Origin of the sequence: Methanocella sp. MCL-LM (genome assembly GCF_049676595.1) — an archaeon.
Taxonomy (GTDB): Archaea; Halobacteriota; Methanocellia; order Methanocellales; family Methanocellaceae; genus Methanocella_A.
Genome location: NZ_CP187259.1, coordinates 2253399 through 2266820, shown reverse-complemented (window position 1 = coordinate 2266820; position 13422 = coordinate 2253399). Strand labels below are relative to the sequence as shown.

The following is a 13422-nucleotide window of genomic DNA, read 5'->3' as shown; positions in this document are numbered from 1 at the left end:
TCATGGCGGAGCCGTAATAGCATTTGAAAACAGCGCACTTTTGCTTGCTACCGCCATCTTTTTATATGACTATTATCTCTTCTGCCCCAGAGTATTTATAGGTTAATGCTGCTATTACGTAAAAGCCGTTTACGGTTGGTGTGAGTGTTGTATATCATCATTGTGGGCCTTGGTGGGATTGGTCAGAACCTTGCCCGAATTGCAGTGACAGAAAAACATAATGTAGTGGTCATCGATGTAGATCATGAGCGCTGCAAGGATATCGCGGCTAAGTTTGACTTGATCAGTATCCCGGGAGATGCTACTTCTGCCTCTATTCTTGAAGAGGCGGGTATCGGCGAGGCTGATAGTGTTATCTGTACGACCGGTAGCGATGCGGTGAACCTGATGGTGATGATGCAGGCGAAGGAGCGCGGCGTCAAGCATCTGACTACTATCGTCAATGAGCCCGAGCACATCGATATTTTCAAGCGAATAGGTATTACTATTCAGAAGAATCCGGATGCCGTCGTGGCAGAAGATATCTATAACACGATGCTCCGTCCGACGATCAACGATTTCGTGAGCCTGGCCGGCGGTAAGGCAGAGATTCTCGAGATCATCATCAAAGAAAAATCTCACGCTGCCGGAAAAGCCATCAAAGACCTCGGCTTGCCGCCAAACGTTCTTGTCATCGCCATCGAGCGGGGAGATGATGTCATTATCCCCGAGGGTGGCACTATGATCACTGAGGGCGATTCGGTGTATGTGTTCGTGAGGAGAAACCTTGTCGATCGTATCTTCCATTTATTCTCAGTGGGAACGCTCGGGAAATAAGCTGGAGTCACATAAGCACCTCCGTATCATCCTGAGCAACCTGACGGGGCTCTTCGCCATCACGGCGGCCGTGATGGCCCTTATGATTGTCGTCTGCCTGGTCCTCAACGAGGCCTATGCGGCGCCGGGGTTCATCGTTACACTCGTACTTAGCGGAGGCCTCGCGCTTGTCTTGAAGATCCTCTTCCCGCACGCCGAGGAGCTGGAGCTCCGGCACGCCATGCTGGTGGCAGCCATTGCTTACCTTGCGGTGCCCGCAGTCAGTGTTTTCCCCTTCCTGATGGTTGAGCAGATGCCGCTGGTCGACGCAGTTTTCGAATCGGTTTCCGGCTGGACCTGCACCGGCATGACCATGATATCTTACCCGGAAAACTCTTCTCACACGATCCAGCTTTACCGGAGCATTATGGAGTGGATCGGCGGCATCGGCGTCATTCTGCTCATGGTGACCATCCTCATCCGCCCTGGTACAAGCACCTATCTGATGTACAGGTCCGAGACTAGAAAAGACCGTATCATGCCGAGCATCCAGTCAACCTTAAAGATGATCTGGTTCCTGTACCTAATCCTCACCGTCGCCGGCGTTATCCTGCTGCTGTTTGCGGGGATGCCTATCTGGGACTCGATCAACCACAGCATGACCGCTATCGGCACGGGTGGCTTCTCCATCTATTCGGACGGCATCGCCCACTACAACAGTTTCCCGATCGAGATCGTGACGATGGTTTTGATGATCATCGGCGCTCTGCCTTTCATCTTCATCTTTAAAATCATAAAAGACCCGAAAAGTGTCTTAAACTTCGATTCGGAAGTAAAGGCATACTTCTTTATCCTCTTTATTGGGGCAGTGCTTGTGACGGCGGAAAATTTCCTGCATTTCGGCAATTTGATGGGCACCTTCAGGCACAGTGTATATCTCTTCGTATCCTGCCTGACGACCGGCGGCCTGCAAACGTCAAACCTGACCGGCTGGTCTTACACGTCCCTCCTGATCATGTCTATCGCAGCCATCATCGGCGGCTGTGCCGGTTCCACAACCGGCGGCCTCAAAGTGGCCCGGGCTATGTTCCTGTATACGCAGTTCAGGCTGTGGCTGAAGCGGACCCTGCTGCCGAGAAACGCGATCGTCACGATCAAGATCGGCAACAAGCGGCTCGAGGATGACGTGATCACCAAGGAGCTGTCCGAGTCGGCACTAATCTTGTTCCTTTACCTGATCGCCATTCTGATCAGCGTGATGATCCTGTCTCACTTAGTTGACCCGGCGAAATACGATCTCTGCCAGATCATCTTCTCAGTCTGCTCTGCCCAGGGTAACGTCGGCATTCAGAACGACCTGATCAACCCGGCGATGAGCAGCATCGGTAAAGTTCTGCTGATGATTAACATGTGGCTTGGCCGGCTCGAGATTATCCCTGTCCTGCTGCTCCTGAGGGCTCTGTTAAAAGGCTTTAAAGTATAATTTTTCTACTTACCTGACATTTTGCGGTAAAACCTTATCTGTTCAGCGTTTGATAATACTATCGATCGCCACATTTAAATATAAGGACAATCACTACCGCCCATTAGTATTTATACGTGTAGCCTGCAAGGTAAAAATGCCAGTATATGCTAATTAAACCAGTAACAATACTGGGGTTGACGGTTTAGCCAATTTCGACCTCGATTCCATATACTGTGGTGAGGAGTAACCTTGTCGCTCGCATCCGGTATAAATTCTCAGCGGGGATTAACTGAAAATCGGCTGGTGTCCCGGAGGCATATCAGCATTATCCTGAGCAACCTGACCGGACTCTTCGCAGTTACCTCTATCCTGATGGCGATGATGGTCGTCATCGCGGCCCTCCTGGGCGAGGGTTATGCAGTACCTGGATTTTCATTAGCCTTCATAGTTAGCGGAGCTTTGACAATCGTCTTAAAAATCATCTTTCCCAGGTCGGAAGAGCTGGAGCTCCGGCACGCCATGCTGGTCGCAGCTATTGCCTACCTCGCGGTGCCGGCTATCAGTGTTTTTCCTTTCCTCATGATCGAGCATATGACGCTGATCGACGCCTGCTTCGAGTCGATCTCGGGCTGGACCTGCACCGGTATGAGCATGATACCTTACCCTGAACACTCAAGCCACTCGATCCAGCTCTTCCGCAGCGTCACCGAGTGGATCGGCGGCATCGGTGTCATCCTGCTTGTAGTCACCATACTCATCAGGCCGGGCACCAGCACTTACCTCATGTACCAGTCGGAGGCAAGAAAAGACAAGATCAAGCCCAGCATCAGGTCAACGATCAACATGATCTGGTTCCTCTACTTCGCCCTGACCGCAGGCGGGGTCTTCCTGATGATGCTGGCAGGAATGCCTCTCTGGGACTCGATCAACCACAGCATGACCTCGATCGGCACGGGCGGCTTTTCCGTTTACTCGGACAGCATCGCCCACTATGATAGCTTCCCCATCGAAATCGCCACGATGATCGTGATGATCCTGGGTGGCCTTCCCTTTGTCTTTATCTATAAGTCTGTCAAGAGCCCGAAAAGCTTGCTGAACCTCGATGCGGAAGTCAAAACCTATTTCCTCATTATTATCGTCGGAGTAATTCTAGTCACAGTAGAAAATTATTATCACATGGGCGAATTTTTCACCACCTTCCGCCACAGCATTTTTCTGTTCACCTCCTGCCTGACGACCACCGGCTTACAGACAAGTAACCTGTCGGACTGGTCCTATACATCCCTGCTAATCATGTCTTTAATAGCGATCATAGGTGGCTGTGCCGGGTCAACTTCAGGCGGGCTGAAGGTGTCCAGAGCCATGTTTCTGGCAACCGAGATCAGGCTGTGGATGAAGCGGACCCTGCTCCCGAGGAACGCTATCGTCACGATCAAGATCGGCAACAAGCGGATTGAAGACGACGTGGTCACCAAAGAGCTGTCCGAAGCTGCCTTAATCTCCCTGCTGTACCTGATCGCCATCTTGATCAGCATTATGGTACTTTCTCACTTCGTGGACCCGAAGTATGGTCTAAGTCAGGTTGTCTTTGCCGTATGCTCGGCTCAGGGCAACGTCGGCATTCAGAACGACCTGATCAACCCGGCTATGGGCAGCTTAGGGAAGATACTGCTGATGACTAACATGTGGCTTGGCCGGCTTGAGATCATCCCTGTCGTACTGCTCTTGCGGTACCTGTTCAAAGGGTTCAAAGTATAGGTTCGCCTTATCCGCCGGCAACAGTGGCTTGAGAGGCCTCTTCAGGTTCGCTTTTCTCTTTTCCGAAGCCGGAGAACACCCAGCCGTAAAAGTTTGCCAGGGGCGTTTTTTCAAGCAGGAATACCAGGATCGAGTTGAGCACGATGCTGAACAATATCACCGCATATGTGATACACTGGATCAGCTCGCCGGATGCCAGGCCCATCTGCAGGGGGATCGAGGCCAGGACTGCTGCTGCCAGCCCTTTCGGGACCATCACCGCGGATATGGCGGCGTCGGCCGCCGGAGTTTTCCTGGGCAGGGAAATCCACACCGTAGGTACGCGTATGTAGAAGATGATCAGGGTAAGTATCAGTCCTACGACCATCAGTGTCACGTTCGAAAGAATGATCGACAGGCCTATGTAGACAAAGAAAAACGTCTTCAGGAGAAAGACCACTTCGGAAAAGAAAATTTTCTCCGTGTTGTTCAGGGAAACAGGCATAATCCTCAGGTGTGCTCCGGCAAAGGCGCGGCTGAACATGTCAGCGTTCCCCAGCACGATGCCGAAAGCCAGCGCTGCAATTGCTCCGCTGTACCCCAGGATTTCGGCAATACCATAGATGACGAAGACGAACGCCGGTGTGAGGAAGATAGAATTTTCCAGCGCGCGGATGCGGTTTAGCAGGAGCGACCAGCCTAAGGCTCCGATCATGCCGAGCAAGGATGCGATCAGGAAAGAGGCGACGATCTCGACGCCGATCTGCGTCGGGTTGAACATGCCGTACTTCAGCGATTCCATCAGCGCGATAGCCACGACTATACACAGCACGTCGCTCAGGGCGGACTCCAGGAACAGGATGGTTTTGCTCTCCTCTTTCATGGCGAGCTGCCGGACCATCGGTATGACGACCGCAGAGGACGTGCCTCCCAGTATGGCACCAAGGGTAAAAGCGCTTAAAACGTCCATCCCCGCCATAACCATCGAGAGCAGCCCAACGACAACCATGGTGACGACGAAGTTGGCCACCGTGAGGAACACTGAACCTCGAAGGGATCTGTAAAGTACGTCCAGCTTGAGGTCTAAGCCGCCCTGGAACAGTATTACGACCAGCGTGATCGTGGTGAACAGCGGTCCCAGCACCCCGAATTCTGCAGGTGTCGCGAGGTTGAGCAGCGGGCCTATCGCAAGCCCGATAAGCATGAGCAGCAGCACGTCCGGGATACGGGTCCTGCTAAAGATGCCTGTGAACAGGTGGGCGAGAAACACGAGTAGTCCGACAGCGAGAATCGCGGGTGTTATATCCATTCGTTTCACCATTCATAGGCGACATCGTTCTGGTAAGCGATTGGGGATAATCGAGGTATGCCGTTTTAGGGGCTTCCAGGCAGATCGTCCGTGATGGTATGGGTGTTTTATAATAATCCTATAAAAACGTGCCGATCATACCGTTAACGCCAAATCCGGGGCTGTCATGAAAATCAGCCCGGCAGGCGCCCGGGTAACTGACTACCCGGCCACGTGGGCAATGTTTAAATATGACAATAAGCAAGCATTTAACAAAATATTCGGTGGAAGAGAGGATGGAAGGAGAAATCGTAGTCCTTGAGACCTTACTTAGTCTGTGCCTATTGTTAATTGGGGCTAAAATCGGAGGGGAAATCGCCAGGCGGTTCAATGTAGCTGCCGTTGTCGGCGAACTGCTGGCCGGCGTACTGCTGGCACCGACGCTGCTGGGCGGATTTGTCCTTTTTGGCACGCACCTGATAGTAATCAACGAAGTAGTATACGTGTTTGCCGAGCTCGGGGCAGTGATGCTTCTCTTCCTGGTAGGCCTCGAAACCCGGTTCGCCGACTTCCGAAAAAGCGGGGTGCTGGCGACGATCGTAGCCATCGGCGGCGTTGTCGTACCTTTCGTCCTGGGCTACGGACTGGTCATCTACTGGGGATACCCCCAGCAGGAAGCCCTGCTTGTCGGTGCTGCGCTAACTGCAACCAGTATTGCGATCACCGTCAAAGTCCTGAAAGACATCGGCAAGATGAAGACCCGGGAAAGCAACGTCCTGATCAGCGCTGCCGTCATCGATGACGTGCTCGGCCTGATCGTCCTCGCCATTGTCCTCGGCCTGGTGAGAAGCGGCTCCCTGGATATCATGTCCATCGTATGGACTGCCGGCCTTTCCATCGGCTTCTGGCTCGGCATGACTCTCTTCGGCGTATTCGTCATCGCAAAGATCATCGACAAGTTATGCCCGAGGAAAAACTGCGAGGTATACAATGAAGAAGGCAAGCTCCGGACCCCTCACAAGCCAGGTAAGCACTGCGCCATCCGGTGCGATGGTACGCAGGAAGTTTCGGCTCTCGCCATGTGCTTCGGGTTCGCATACGTAGCCGGTATGGCTGGCCTTGCTCCGATCCTCGGCGCTTTTGCTGCCGGCATGTCGGTTGCAGAGACCAAGATCCTCGACACCATCCAGGAAGTCGCGGAGAAGATGAACTTCATCATGGCGCCGCTGTTCTTCGTAGTGACAGGCACCCTGGTCAACCTGACCGGCCTGACTAAGGATTCTCTGATCTTCGCAGCCATCCTGATTGTCCTGGCAATGGTCGGTAAAATCGTAGGCTGCGGTCTCCCGGTCTGGATCATGACCCGGAACCCAAGAGAAGCTGTCATCGTCGGCCTTGGCATGATGTCGAGAGGCGAAGTCGGTCTGATCATCGCGGGTATCGGCGCTTCGTCCGGGATTTTCTCGAACGACGTGTTCTCAGCCGTCGTGCTGATGGTCGTGGTCACGACAGTAATTACTCCGATCGCGATGACCCAGGCCTATAAAATGATGAGCAAGGGTCCGTCTAAACCAGCCAATGCTACGGTTTAACGGGCTGTCAGATATATTGCAACTGTCGGGCACTGAGAGAAAAATCGGTGCCCTGTACTGATTTTTTCTTTCAGCCTTTTCTCAGGTACCCGTGGCGGGGCGAGTAGGCAACACCGGTTTCCAGCATCTTCTCGATCCACGTATCAAACTTTTTCCGGGTGATGCCCTGGGCGGATACGATCGTCCAGTACTCGTCGATCGAGACGTCTCCGCCGGCTCCGAGTTCACCGAACGTATCAGTCAGGATAGCCTGCTGCCCCTTTGTCCGGGTCTGCTTAGCCTCTTCCCTCATTTTCTCTTCGACCAGGCGCTTATCCTCGATAAACCGCTCATCCTCAATATCCGCAGCGACTTCTTTGTCAAATGCTCCGCATGATACCCCTTCGTCGAAGGTCGGATCGCCGCAGATGTGGGCGTTGATAGAACCCCTCATGGTCTGCGCCTGCTTAAAGTCGTCAGTGGCCAAAAAGACTCTGAGGCCCTTAGTCTCGTGCTTCTTGTTACAGTAGCGACATGAAACTGTCTTCGGCCCGGGCTCGATGATGAACGGGTTTCTGCAGGCAGGACATATCACTACGGCATACTTAGGCATGATTTTGAGATGGGCAGGATAGTATAAAAAGTTTGACGGATAGCAGGGCATGCAGAGCGAAAACGTAACTGATTCTCGGCCCCGGGAGGCCTCGATTTTAAGGCGCAAGGACGCAGAGACGCAAAGGCGCAAAGTTTTTCCTGTTATTACTTTGCGTCTCTGCGTTCTTGCGCCTTTGCGAATTACATACAAGGCTGCCTGGCGTCGAGCTTATCTATTCAATCAGACGCACTTGCTCAGCACAAAATCCGCAAGCGCCTTGCTCTTCTCTGTATTAGTCATCAAGGTGTCGAACTTGTCTACCTCGAAGTCGTAGCCTGACAGGTCCGTATTGTCCCGCTGGTCCATGATGAACACATCTACGACGTCCTTGTAGCACTCCGCTACACCCCGGGTGGACGGCTCGAAGCCTTTAGCCTTCATCAGCTTGGCAGCGGGGCCGCTGATGGGCTTGTCCCCTATGAACGGGCTGACGGCTACCACAAACTTGACCTGCAGTGCATCCTTGACACCCTCGAGGGCAAGAATTGGGCCGATGCTGGTGATCGGGTTGCTTGGGCCGATGATGATGTTTTCCGACATGCCCAGCACGTCCATGACTTCGTCTGTGGGCTTCAGTGCGCCCAGCAGCCTGACATCCTTTACTTCAGGCTCTCCCCTGAAGGTGATCCAGAAGTCCTGGAAGTGCATGTCTCCTTCGGGCGTGGAAACGACTGTGGTCACGTCTTCCTCGCTCATGGGCAGTACTCTGGTCTTGATCTCGAACTCGTCGCACAACTCCAGAGTTGCCTCGGTCAGGGTGCTCCCGTACCGCAGCAGCTCGGTTCTGATGATGTGTGTAGCTCTGTCCTTATCGCCGATCATCAGCTCTTCATAGTGCCCCATTGCCTTGAGGGCATTGTAGGTGTTGAAAGTATCTCCCCGAATACCCCACCACTTCTCATCATCGATCACACCGGCGATGGTGTAGATGACCGAGTCGATGTCCGGGGTGATTTTATTGCCCGAAGCGTAGATATCTTCAGCCGTGTTGACGACGACGGCCAGATCTTCGCTGTCCTTGAAGCCCCGGAGCAGCTTGGGGGTGCCAGTACCACCTGATAAAACCGTGAACATTGCTTGTTAATTGGTGGCAAGGGTAATAATACTATATCCTGCAACAGTTGTCTGATGATGCATGGTAGTCTCGAAATATGTGCTCTCTGGCTTGAAATCAATATATACTATCAGCGTCAATTTTAGCATGTGAGCCCAATACGTGACCCGATCCACGGTTATATAGAGATACTGCCTTCCATCGAGAAGCTGCTGGACACGAAGATCGTCCAGCGCCTGCGTGACGTCAAACAGCTCGGATGGACTAACCTGGCGTATCCGGGTGCCAACCACACGAGGTTCGAGCACTCGCTCGGCACGTACTACCTGGCCGGCAGGCTCGCCGCAGATCTCGACGAGCAGGAGAAGGCTGAGATCGAAGTCGCCGCCCTGCTGCATGACGTGGGGCACGGCCCGTATTCTCACGACTGCGAGAACGTACTCGAGCGGTATACCCGGCGGGATCACGCAGACGTCAAGTTCCTGCTGGACCGGCCGGAGATCGCCTCCATCCTGGAAGAGCAGGGCATGAAACCGGCTACCATCGCCTCTCACATCAAAGGCGAGACCCGGATCAGCCAGATCGTGAACGGGACGCTGGACGTGGACCGGATGGACTACATCCTCCGGGATGCATACTACACCGGGGTATCCTACGGTATCGTCGACGTCGAGCACCTGCTCCGCCACCTGGGCTTCAGGGATAATTCGCTGGTGCTGTACCAGCGCGGGCTGAAATCGGCCGAAGCTCTGCTCATGTCCCGGTTCCTCATGTATCCCTCGGTCTATAATCACCATGTAGGGCGCATCGCAGGTGCCATGTTCGTCAACGCGCTCGAAACAGCCATCGATTCGGGGTTGATCAACCCCTTCGAGCTGCAGCTCATGGACGACTACGAGCTCAATGTCAAGATGCGAAGCATGGCCGGCTACCCGGGAGAGATCATCCGCCGGCTGAACCAGCGCGAGCTGTTCAAGCGGGCCCTGTACGTAGGCTTCGAATCCGTCGACCGGAGCATCGTGCGGTACACCAACGTGCACCGGGATGCAGAGGTGGAAATCGCCAGGCTCGCGGGTATCGACAGGGGCTACGTCCTCGTCGACATCCCCCGGGTGCCGGAGTTCAAGGAGCGCAACATGAAAGTGCTCACAGAGAACGATCAGCTGAAGTACCTCGACAGTGTCTCCAACCTGGCCCGGATCATGGAGAACTCGTACACCGACGACTGGCGTATGGGCGTCTACACGCTGCCGGAATACCGGGAGAAGGTGGGCCAGATCGCGAAGGACTACTTCAACGTGGAGAAGGTACCGAAGCAGAGTAAGTTAGAGGTTGCCTGATGGCAACAAGAGCTTCGGACCGTGCCGGCGTTCGCTTGACAGCGAATTCTGAGGTATGCCGGGAAATAACAAAGGGTCGGCTTACTCTGAAACTAACCGCAAGGCGCATAGGTAATGATTTGTTAATCGTTATTACCGGTGGCGAGGCCCACATCGGTGCTGTCGGGGCAGGAAATACCTGTTCTGGCCTGGCCAGCTCTTCGGTCATCACCATGCCCGGCCACCGGGACGACCGGATTGCGAAAGATGCGGCCGAACTTCTGGCCAAAAAGTTCGACTGTAACTGCGCCGTCGTTGTCGGGGTACACTATGACGAGATAACTCCCCAGGAGATCAAAGACGTGATGATCATGAGTAATTCACTTATCTCAGAGATGGAGGTAGTGCTACGAACCGCAGAATAGTCATCGGAATCACCGGCGCGAGTGGCGTTCAGTATGCCATCCGGCTGCTGGACGTGCTCAACGGGCACGTCGAGACTCACCTGATCATCTCGGAGCAGGGTAGAGAAATCATCGAGTACGAGACGGATACGCCCGTCGACCAAGTCATTAAAAAAGCGACCTTTTACCACGACGACGGAGACTTTATGGCCCCGGTGGCCAGCGGCTCCTACCGGTGGGACTCGATGGTCATCGTGCCGTGCACCATGAAAACCCTGTCCTCCATCGCCACCGGCTTTGCCGACACGCTCATCAGCCGGGCGGCAGACGTGACCCTGAAGGAGAGCCGCAGGCTCATCATCGTGCCCCGGGAGATGCCGCTCAACCTGGTCCACCTGGAGAACATGGTCAAGGTCAAGCAGGCCGGCGCCGTCGTCATGCCCGCCTGCCCCGGCTTCTACAACCGGCCGCAGACGATCGACGACCTCGTCGATAACGTGGTAGGAAGAATCCTCGATCAGGCTGGCATCGACAACGACATCTTCCAGCGGTGGGGGGAGCCGGAGAAGAAAAAGAGCACTCTGCCGACTTCGTCGACTAAGCTAAGAAAAGGGAAACAATAGGCTGCCTGATATCGTCTGGCAGCTATCTATCCATTTATTCTTTTACTTTTCCGCAAGCAGCGCAGGCCGGATTGCGCTCTATCTTCAGCTCGTGAAACTCCATGTACTCTCCGTCGTAGACCAGCAGCCGTCCGGCGAGAGGCTCTCCTATTCCGAGGATTACCTTTACCGCTTCTGTCACCTGCAGAGTTCCGATAACGCCCGGCGTGGCTCCCAGTACCGGGAATACCTCTTTAGGCGGCGCCTTCGGGAAGATACACTCGAGACAGGGCGTTTTCCCCGGTATGAGGGTGGTGATCCTGCCCTCCAGGCCCCAGACAGAGCCGTGAATGAGCGGTATATTATGGTAAAGCGAAGCCCGGTTAAGCAGGTATCTTGTCTCGAAATTGTCCATGGCGTCCATGATCAGGTCGCAGCCCTTGGTGAGCTCTAATACGTTGTTCTCGTCGATGCGGCCGTTGAAGGGCTCGATGTTGATCGACGGGTTGATCTGGGCCAGCTTTTCGTAGCCGCTCTTTACCTTGTCCTCGCCCACGTTTTTATCCCAGTGCAAAATCTGCCTGTTCAGGTTTGAAAGATCGACCACGTCCATATCAGCAATGACCAGAGAGCCGAATCCTGCGACAGCCATATATGTGGCGATGGGGCTGCCCAGGCCGCCGCACCCGGCGATGAATACTCTGGTCTTCTTAAGCTTCTCCTGCCCCGCTTCCCCGAAGCCTCGCATGAGCATCTGGCGGTTGTAGCGGCGTAGATCGTAGTCTGTCAAGGCAAGCGGCTGCATCAGTATTAAGTCGTACTTTATTGTTAATATTCATTGCCCAGAAATTCATTAATGCGCAATCTCACTGGTAAATTTTATATATCAAAAAGTGCCTATTGGATTTGCTTCAATGCGCCAACGTGGCAGAGCGGTCATGCAAACGCCTGCAGAGCGTTTTCAATCCGGTTCGACTCCGGACGTTGGCTCTCCTTTTCTATTTTTAATTCTTTGGAGCGAAGACTTTACTATTCTATTTGCCCGCCCGATTGGCCGGGTGATTTCGTTTTAGCCCCAGGTAAAGATCCCGAACCATGTTACTACTATAAACAATATCGAAATGGGGATAAACAAAATCGCCCAGTATCTTCGGTTCCACTCGTAGATGCTCTTACCGTCCATGGGGTTGAACGGCATGAGGCTGTACACGACGGTCACCATGTTCATGGTGAACCCAAGAGCCCCCAGTTCTGCTACGGCGCCGCCAACCATCATGAGAAGCAGGAAGGCGAGGGATAGAAACAGGCTGACTGCAGGTCCGGCAAGCATTATCGAGGCTATTTCGTTCGCGTTGTGCTCTTCTTTCTCGATCAGGACCCTGCTCGGCTGGGCGAAGACCATGCTGAAGAGCCAGGAGGTCAGGAGCATGGTGATAGCTCCCAGTCCCCAGAACTGAAATTCGGCGTCGACTTTCAGCAGAAAGGCCACAATCCTGTGGCCGACATCGTGGGCGATGACTACGAAGCCGGCCACGATTATGTAGATGGCGATGTTTTCGGGAAGCATGGCCATGCGGTCGGCAATGATGTAGGCGATGGCAAAAAGTATGATACAGGATGTGGCGATGGTTAGCTCCTGCCAGGACCACCCGAACAGCAGGGCTTTTTTTACCTTGTGGGCTTTGAGGTGCCGGATCTCGGCTTCTTTTTCGCTCGCTACTTCTCCCGCCAGTGTGGTGACATACCCATAGATAAAGGAGAATACCTGGCTGTACAGTTGCGAGAGGTAAACTCCGAGGATGCTCAGGATCGTGCCCGTGGTGACAACTGCGAGGGGCAGGGTATCGTCAGGTTTAGCCTGGGCTGGCGGTTCCTCGTCAACATAGCCCGGGTAGCCGGCGACGCTACCTACAACAACAATTTGGTGCCCCTTCTGAGTAGTGGCAGACTGGATGACTACGGCCGGCATCTTTTCCCCGGGGGTAACGTTGTGAATCACGCCCCTGTCCAGCAGCTCTTTTGCATACGCGTTGTGCTTTGGGCCTCCGACGACGAGCAGGTCAAATTCGTCTATGCTTGACCCGCCTATGCTCCTGGCGTCATCTTTCAGTATATACTTGGGGTACACAGGGTTTGTATAAGTATAGTTTTCAAACCAGGCCCGCTCGTACCTGTCGACACCGGAGCCCATCAGGACAAGCGACGGATTTAGCGTGGTGACCGGGCTCAGGTTGACGGCCAGTACTTTTTCATTGTGGCTGAGCCCGAAGTCCAGGGCTACCTCTTTGATATCCAGCTTGAAGATCTGCTGCGGAATCCCGTAGTATTCTCCAGTTGCCACATCAGTAACTGCGATTAGCCCGAGGGCTAGAGCCACCAGTACCGCCAAGATGGTTCGCATACATGCATGCCTTCCATCCCCCACCACAGCTAAAGTCTAATGTATAGTAGTCTATGGTAAAATAACTTTGCTTTTTTATGGATTGTTTCAACACGTAAATTGATAATGCCGAGAAATATGGCCATATAAAT

The 13422-nt window shown here is 53.7% G+C and carries 12 protein-coding genes and 1 tRNA gene; 8 read left to right on the top strand and 5 right to left on the bottom strand.

The annotated features are described in order from the left end of the window. The first annotated feature begins 147 nt into the window (after positions 1-147). The 3 genes from ACPLPM_RS11735 to ACPLPM_RS11725 all read left to right on the top strand — a co-directional run bounded on the left by ACPLPM_RS11735 (position 148) and on the right by ACPLPM_RS11725 (position 4018). On the top strand, positions 148-816 hold the full coding sequence (locus ACPLPM_RS11735; RefSeq protein WP_424356958.1) for an NAD-binding protein: 669 nt from the start codon (positions 148-150) through the stop codon (positions 814-816). Beyond that, complete coding sequence (locus ACPLPM_RS11730) at positions 767-2278, top strand: TrkH family potassium uptake protein (protein ID WP_424356957.1); 1512 nt, start codon at positions 767-769, stop codon at positions 2276-2278. The genes ACPLPM_RS11735 and ACPLPM_RS11730 overlap by 50 nt, the downstream gene beginning before the upstream one ends. A gap of 285 nt (positions 2279-2563) precedes the next feature. Beyond that, positions 2564-4018, top strand: coding sequence for a TrkH family potassium uptake protein (locus ACPLPM_RS11725; protein WP_424356956.1), 1455 nt, complete (start codon positions 2564-2566; stop codon positions 4016-4018). A gap of 7 nt (positions 4019-4025) precedes the next feature. Here the strand turns inward: ACPLPM_RS11725 and ACPLPM_RS11720 are convergent, their stop codons facing one another. Beyond that, positions 4026-5306 (bottom strand): cation:proton antiporter, encoded by a 1281-nt coding sequence (locus tag ACPLPM_RS11720; RefSeq protein WP_424356955.1) that lies wholly within the window; start codon positions 5304-5306, stop codon positions 4026-4028. A gap of 275 nt (positions 5307-5581) precedes the next feature. Here ACPLPM_RS11720 and ACPLPM_RS11715 point away from each other — a divergent pair, with 275 nt between their 5' ends. Then, entirely contained in the window at positions 5582-6877 is a 1296-nt protein-coding gene (locus tag ACPLPM_RS11715; protein WP_424356954.1) for a cation:proton antiporter, read from the top strand. A 70-nt stretch (positions 6878-6947) separates the two neighbouring features. Here ACPLPM_RS11715 and ACPLPM_RS11710 read toward each other — a convergent pair whose 3' ends face one another. Then, entirely contained in the window at positions 6948-7469 is a 522-nt protein-coding gene (locus ACPLPM_RS11710; protein ID WP_424356953.1) for a zinc finger domain-containing protein, read from the bottom strand. 222 nt (positions 7470-7691) lie between these two features. Beyond that, the gene (cofD, locus tag ACPLPM_RS11705) at positions 7692-8585 is read right to left on the bottom strand and encodes a 2-phospho-L-lactate transferase (RefSeq protein ID WP_424356952.1); all 894 of its coding nucleotides are present in this window, start codon (positions 8583-8585) and stop codon (positions 7692-7694) included. Positions 8586-8714: 129 nt separating this feature from the next. On the opposite strand from cofD, the gene ACPLPM_RS11700 reads away from it, so the two are divergent. Genes ACPLPM_RS11700 through ACPLPM_RS11690 form a run of 3 tightly spaced genes read left to right on the top strand, consistent with a single transcriptional unit; the run spans position 8715 to position 10911 of the window. Further along, complete coding sequence (locus tag ACPLPM_RS11700) at positions 8715-9905, top strand: HD domain-containing protein (protein ID WP_424356951.1); 1191 nt, start codon at positions 8715-8717, stop codon at positions 9903-9905. Then, complete coding sequence (locus tag ACPLPM_RS11695; protein WP_424356950.1) at positions 9905-10309, top strand: hypothetical protein; 405 nt, start codon at positions 9905-9907, stop codon at positions 10307-10309. The genes ACPLPM_RS11700 and ACPLPM_RS11695 overlap by 1 nt, the downstream gene beginning before the upstream one ends. 44 nt (positions 10310-10353) lie before the next feature. Further along, positions 10354-10911, top strand: a complete 558-nt coding sequence (locus ACPLPM_RS11690) for a UbiX family flavin prenyltransferase (protein ID WP_424359981.1) — start codon at positions 10354-10356, stop codon at positions 10909-10911. Between the two features lie 34 nt (positions 10912-10945). Here the strand turns inward: ACPLPM_RS11690 and ACPLPM_RS11685 are convergent, their stop codons facing one another. Beyond that, a complete protein-coding gene (locus tag ACPLPM_RS11685; RefSeq protein ID WP_424356949.1) occupies positions 10946-11695 on the bottom strand; it encodes a HesA/MoeB/ThiF family protein in 750 nt (249 codons plus the stop codon). Between the two features lie 113 nt (positions 11696-11808). Here ACPLPM_RS11685 and ACPLPM_RS11680 point away from each other — a divergent pair. Next, positions 11809-11880, top strand: a tRNA-Cys gene (locus ACPLPM_RS11680). Positions 11881-11959: 79 nt separating this feature from the next. Here ACPLPM_RS11680 and ACPLPM_RS11675 read toward each other — a convergent pair. Next, positions 11960-13291, bottom strand: a complete 1332-nt coding sequence (locus ACPLPM_RS11675) for a M50 family metallopeptidase (protein WP_424356948.1) — start codon at positions 13289-13291, stop codon at positions 11960-11962. Positions 13292-13422 lie beyond the last annotated feature (131 nt).

Bases quoted from the DNA above. Each gene is read 5' to 3' on its own strand.
- cofD (WP_424356952.1), bottom strand. From the start codon at position 8,585: ATGTTCACGGTTTTATCAGGTGGTACTGGCACCCCCAAGCTGCTCCGG.
- ACPLPM_RS11675 (WP_424356948.1), bottom strand. From the start codon at position 13,291: ATGCGAACCATCTTGGCGGTACTGGTGGCTCTAGCCCTCGGGCTAATC.
- ACPLPM_RS11720 (WP_424356955.1), bottom strand. From the start codon at position 5,306: ATGGATATAACACCCGCGATTCTCGCTGTCGGACTACTCGTGTTTCTC.
- ACPLPM_RS11695 (WP_424356950.1), top strand. From the start codon at position 9,905: ATGGCAACAAGAGCTTCGGACCGTGCCGGCGTTCGCTTGACAGCGAAT.
- ACPLPM_RS11715 (WP_424356954.1), top strand. From the start codon at position 5,582: ATGGAAGGAGAAATCGTAGTCCTTGAGACCTTACTTAGTCTGTGCCTA.
- ACPLPM_RS11685 (WP_424356949.1), bottom strand. From the start codon at position 11,695: ATGCAGCCGCTTGCCTTGACAGACTACGATCTACGCCGCTACAACCGC.
- ACPLPM_RS11710 (WP_424356953.1), bottom strand. From the start codon at position 7,469: ATGCCTAAGTATGCCGTAGTGATATGTCCTGCCTGCAGAAACCCGTTC.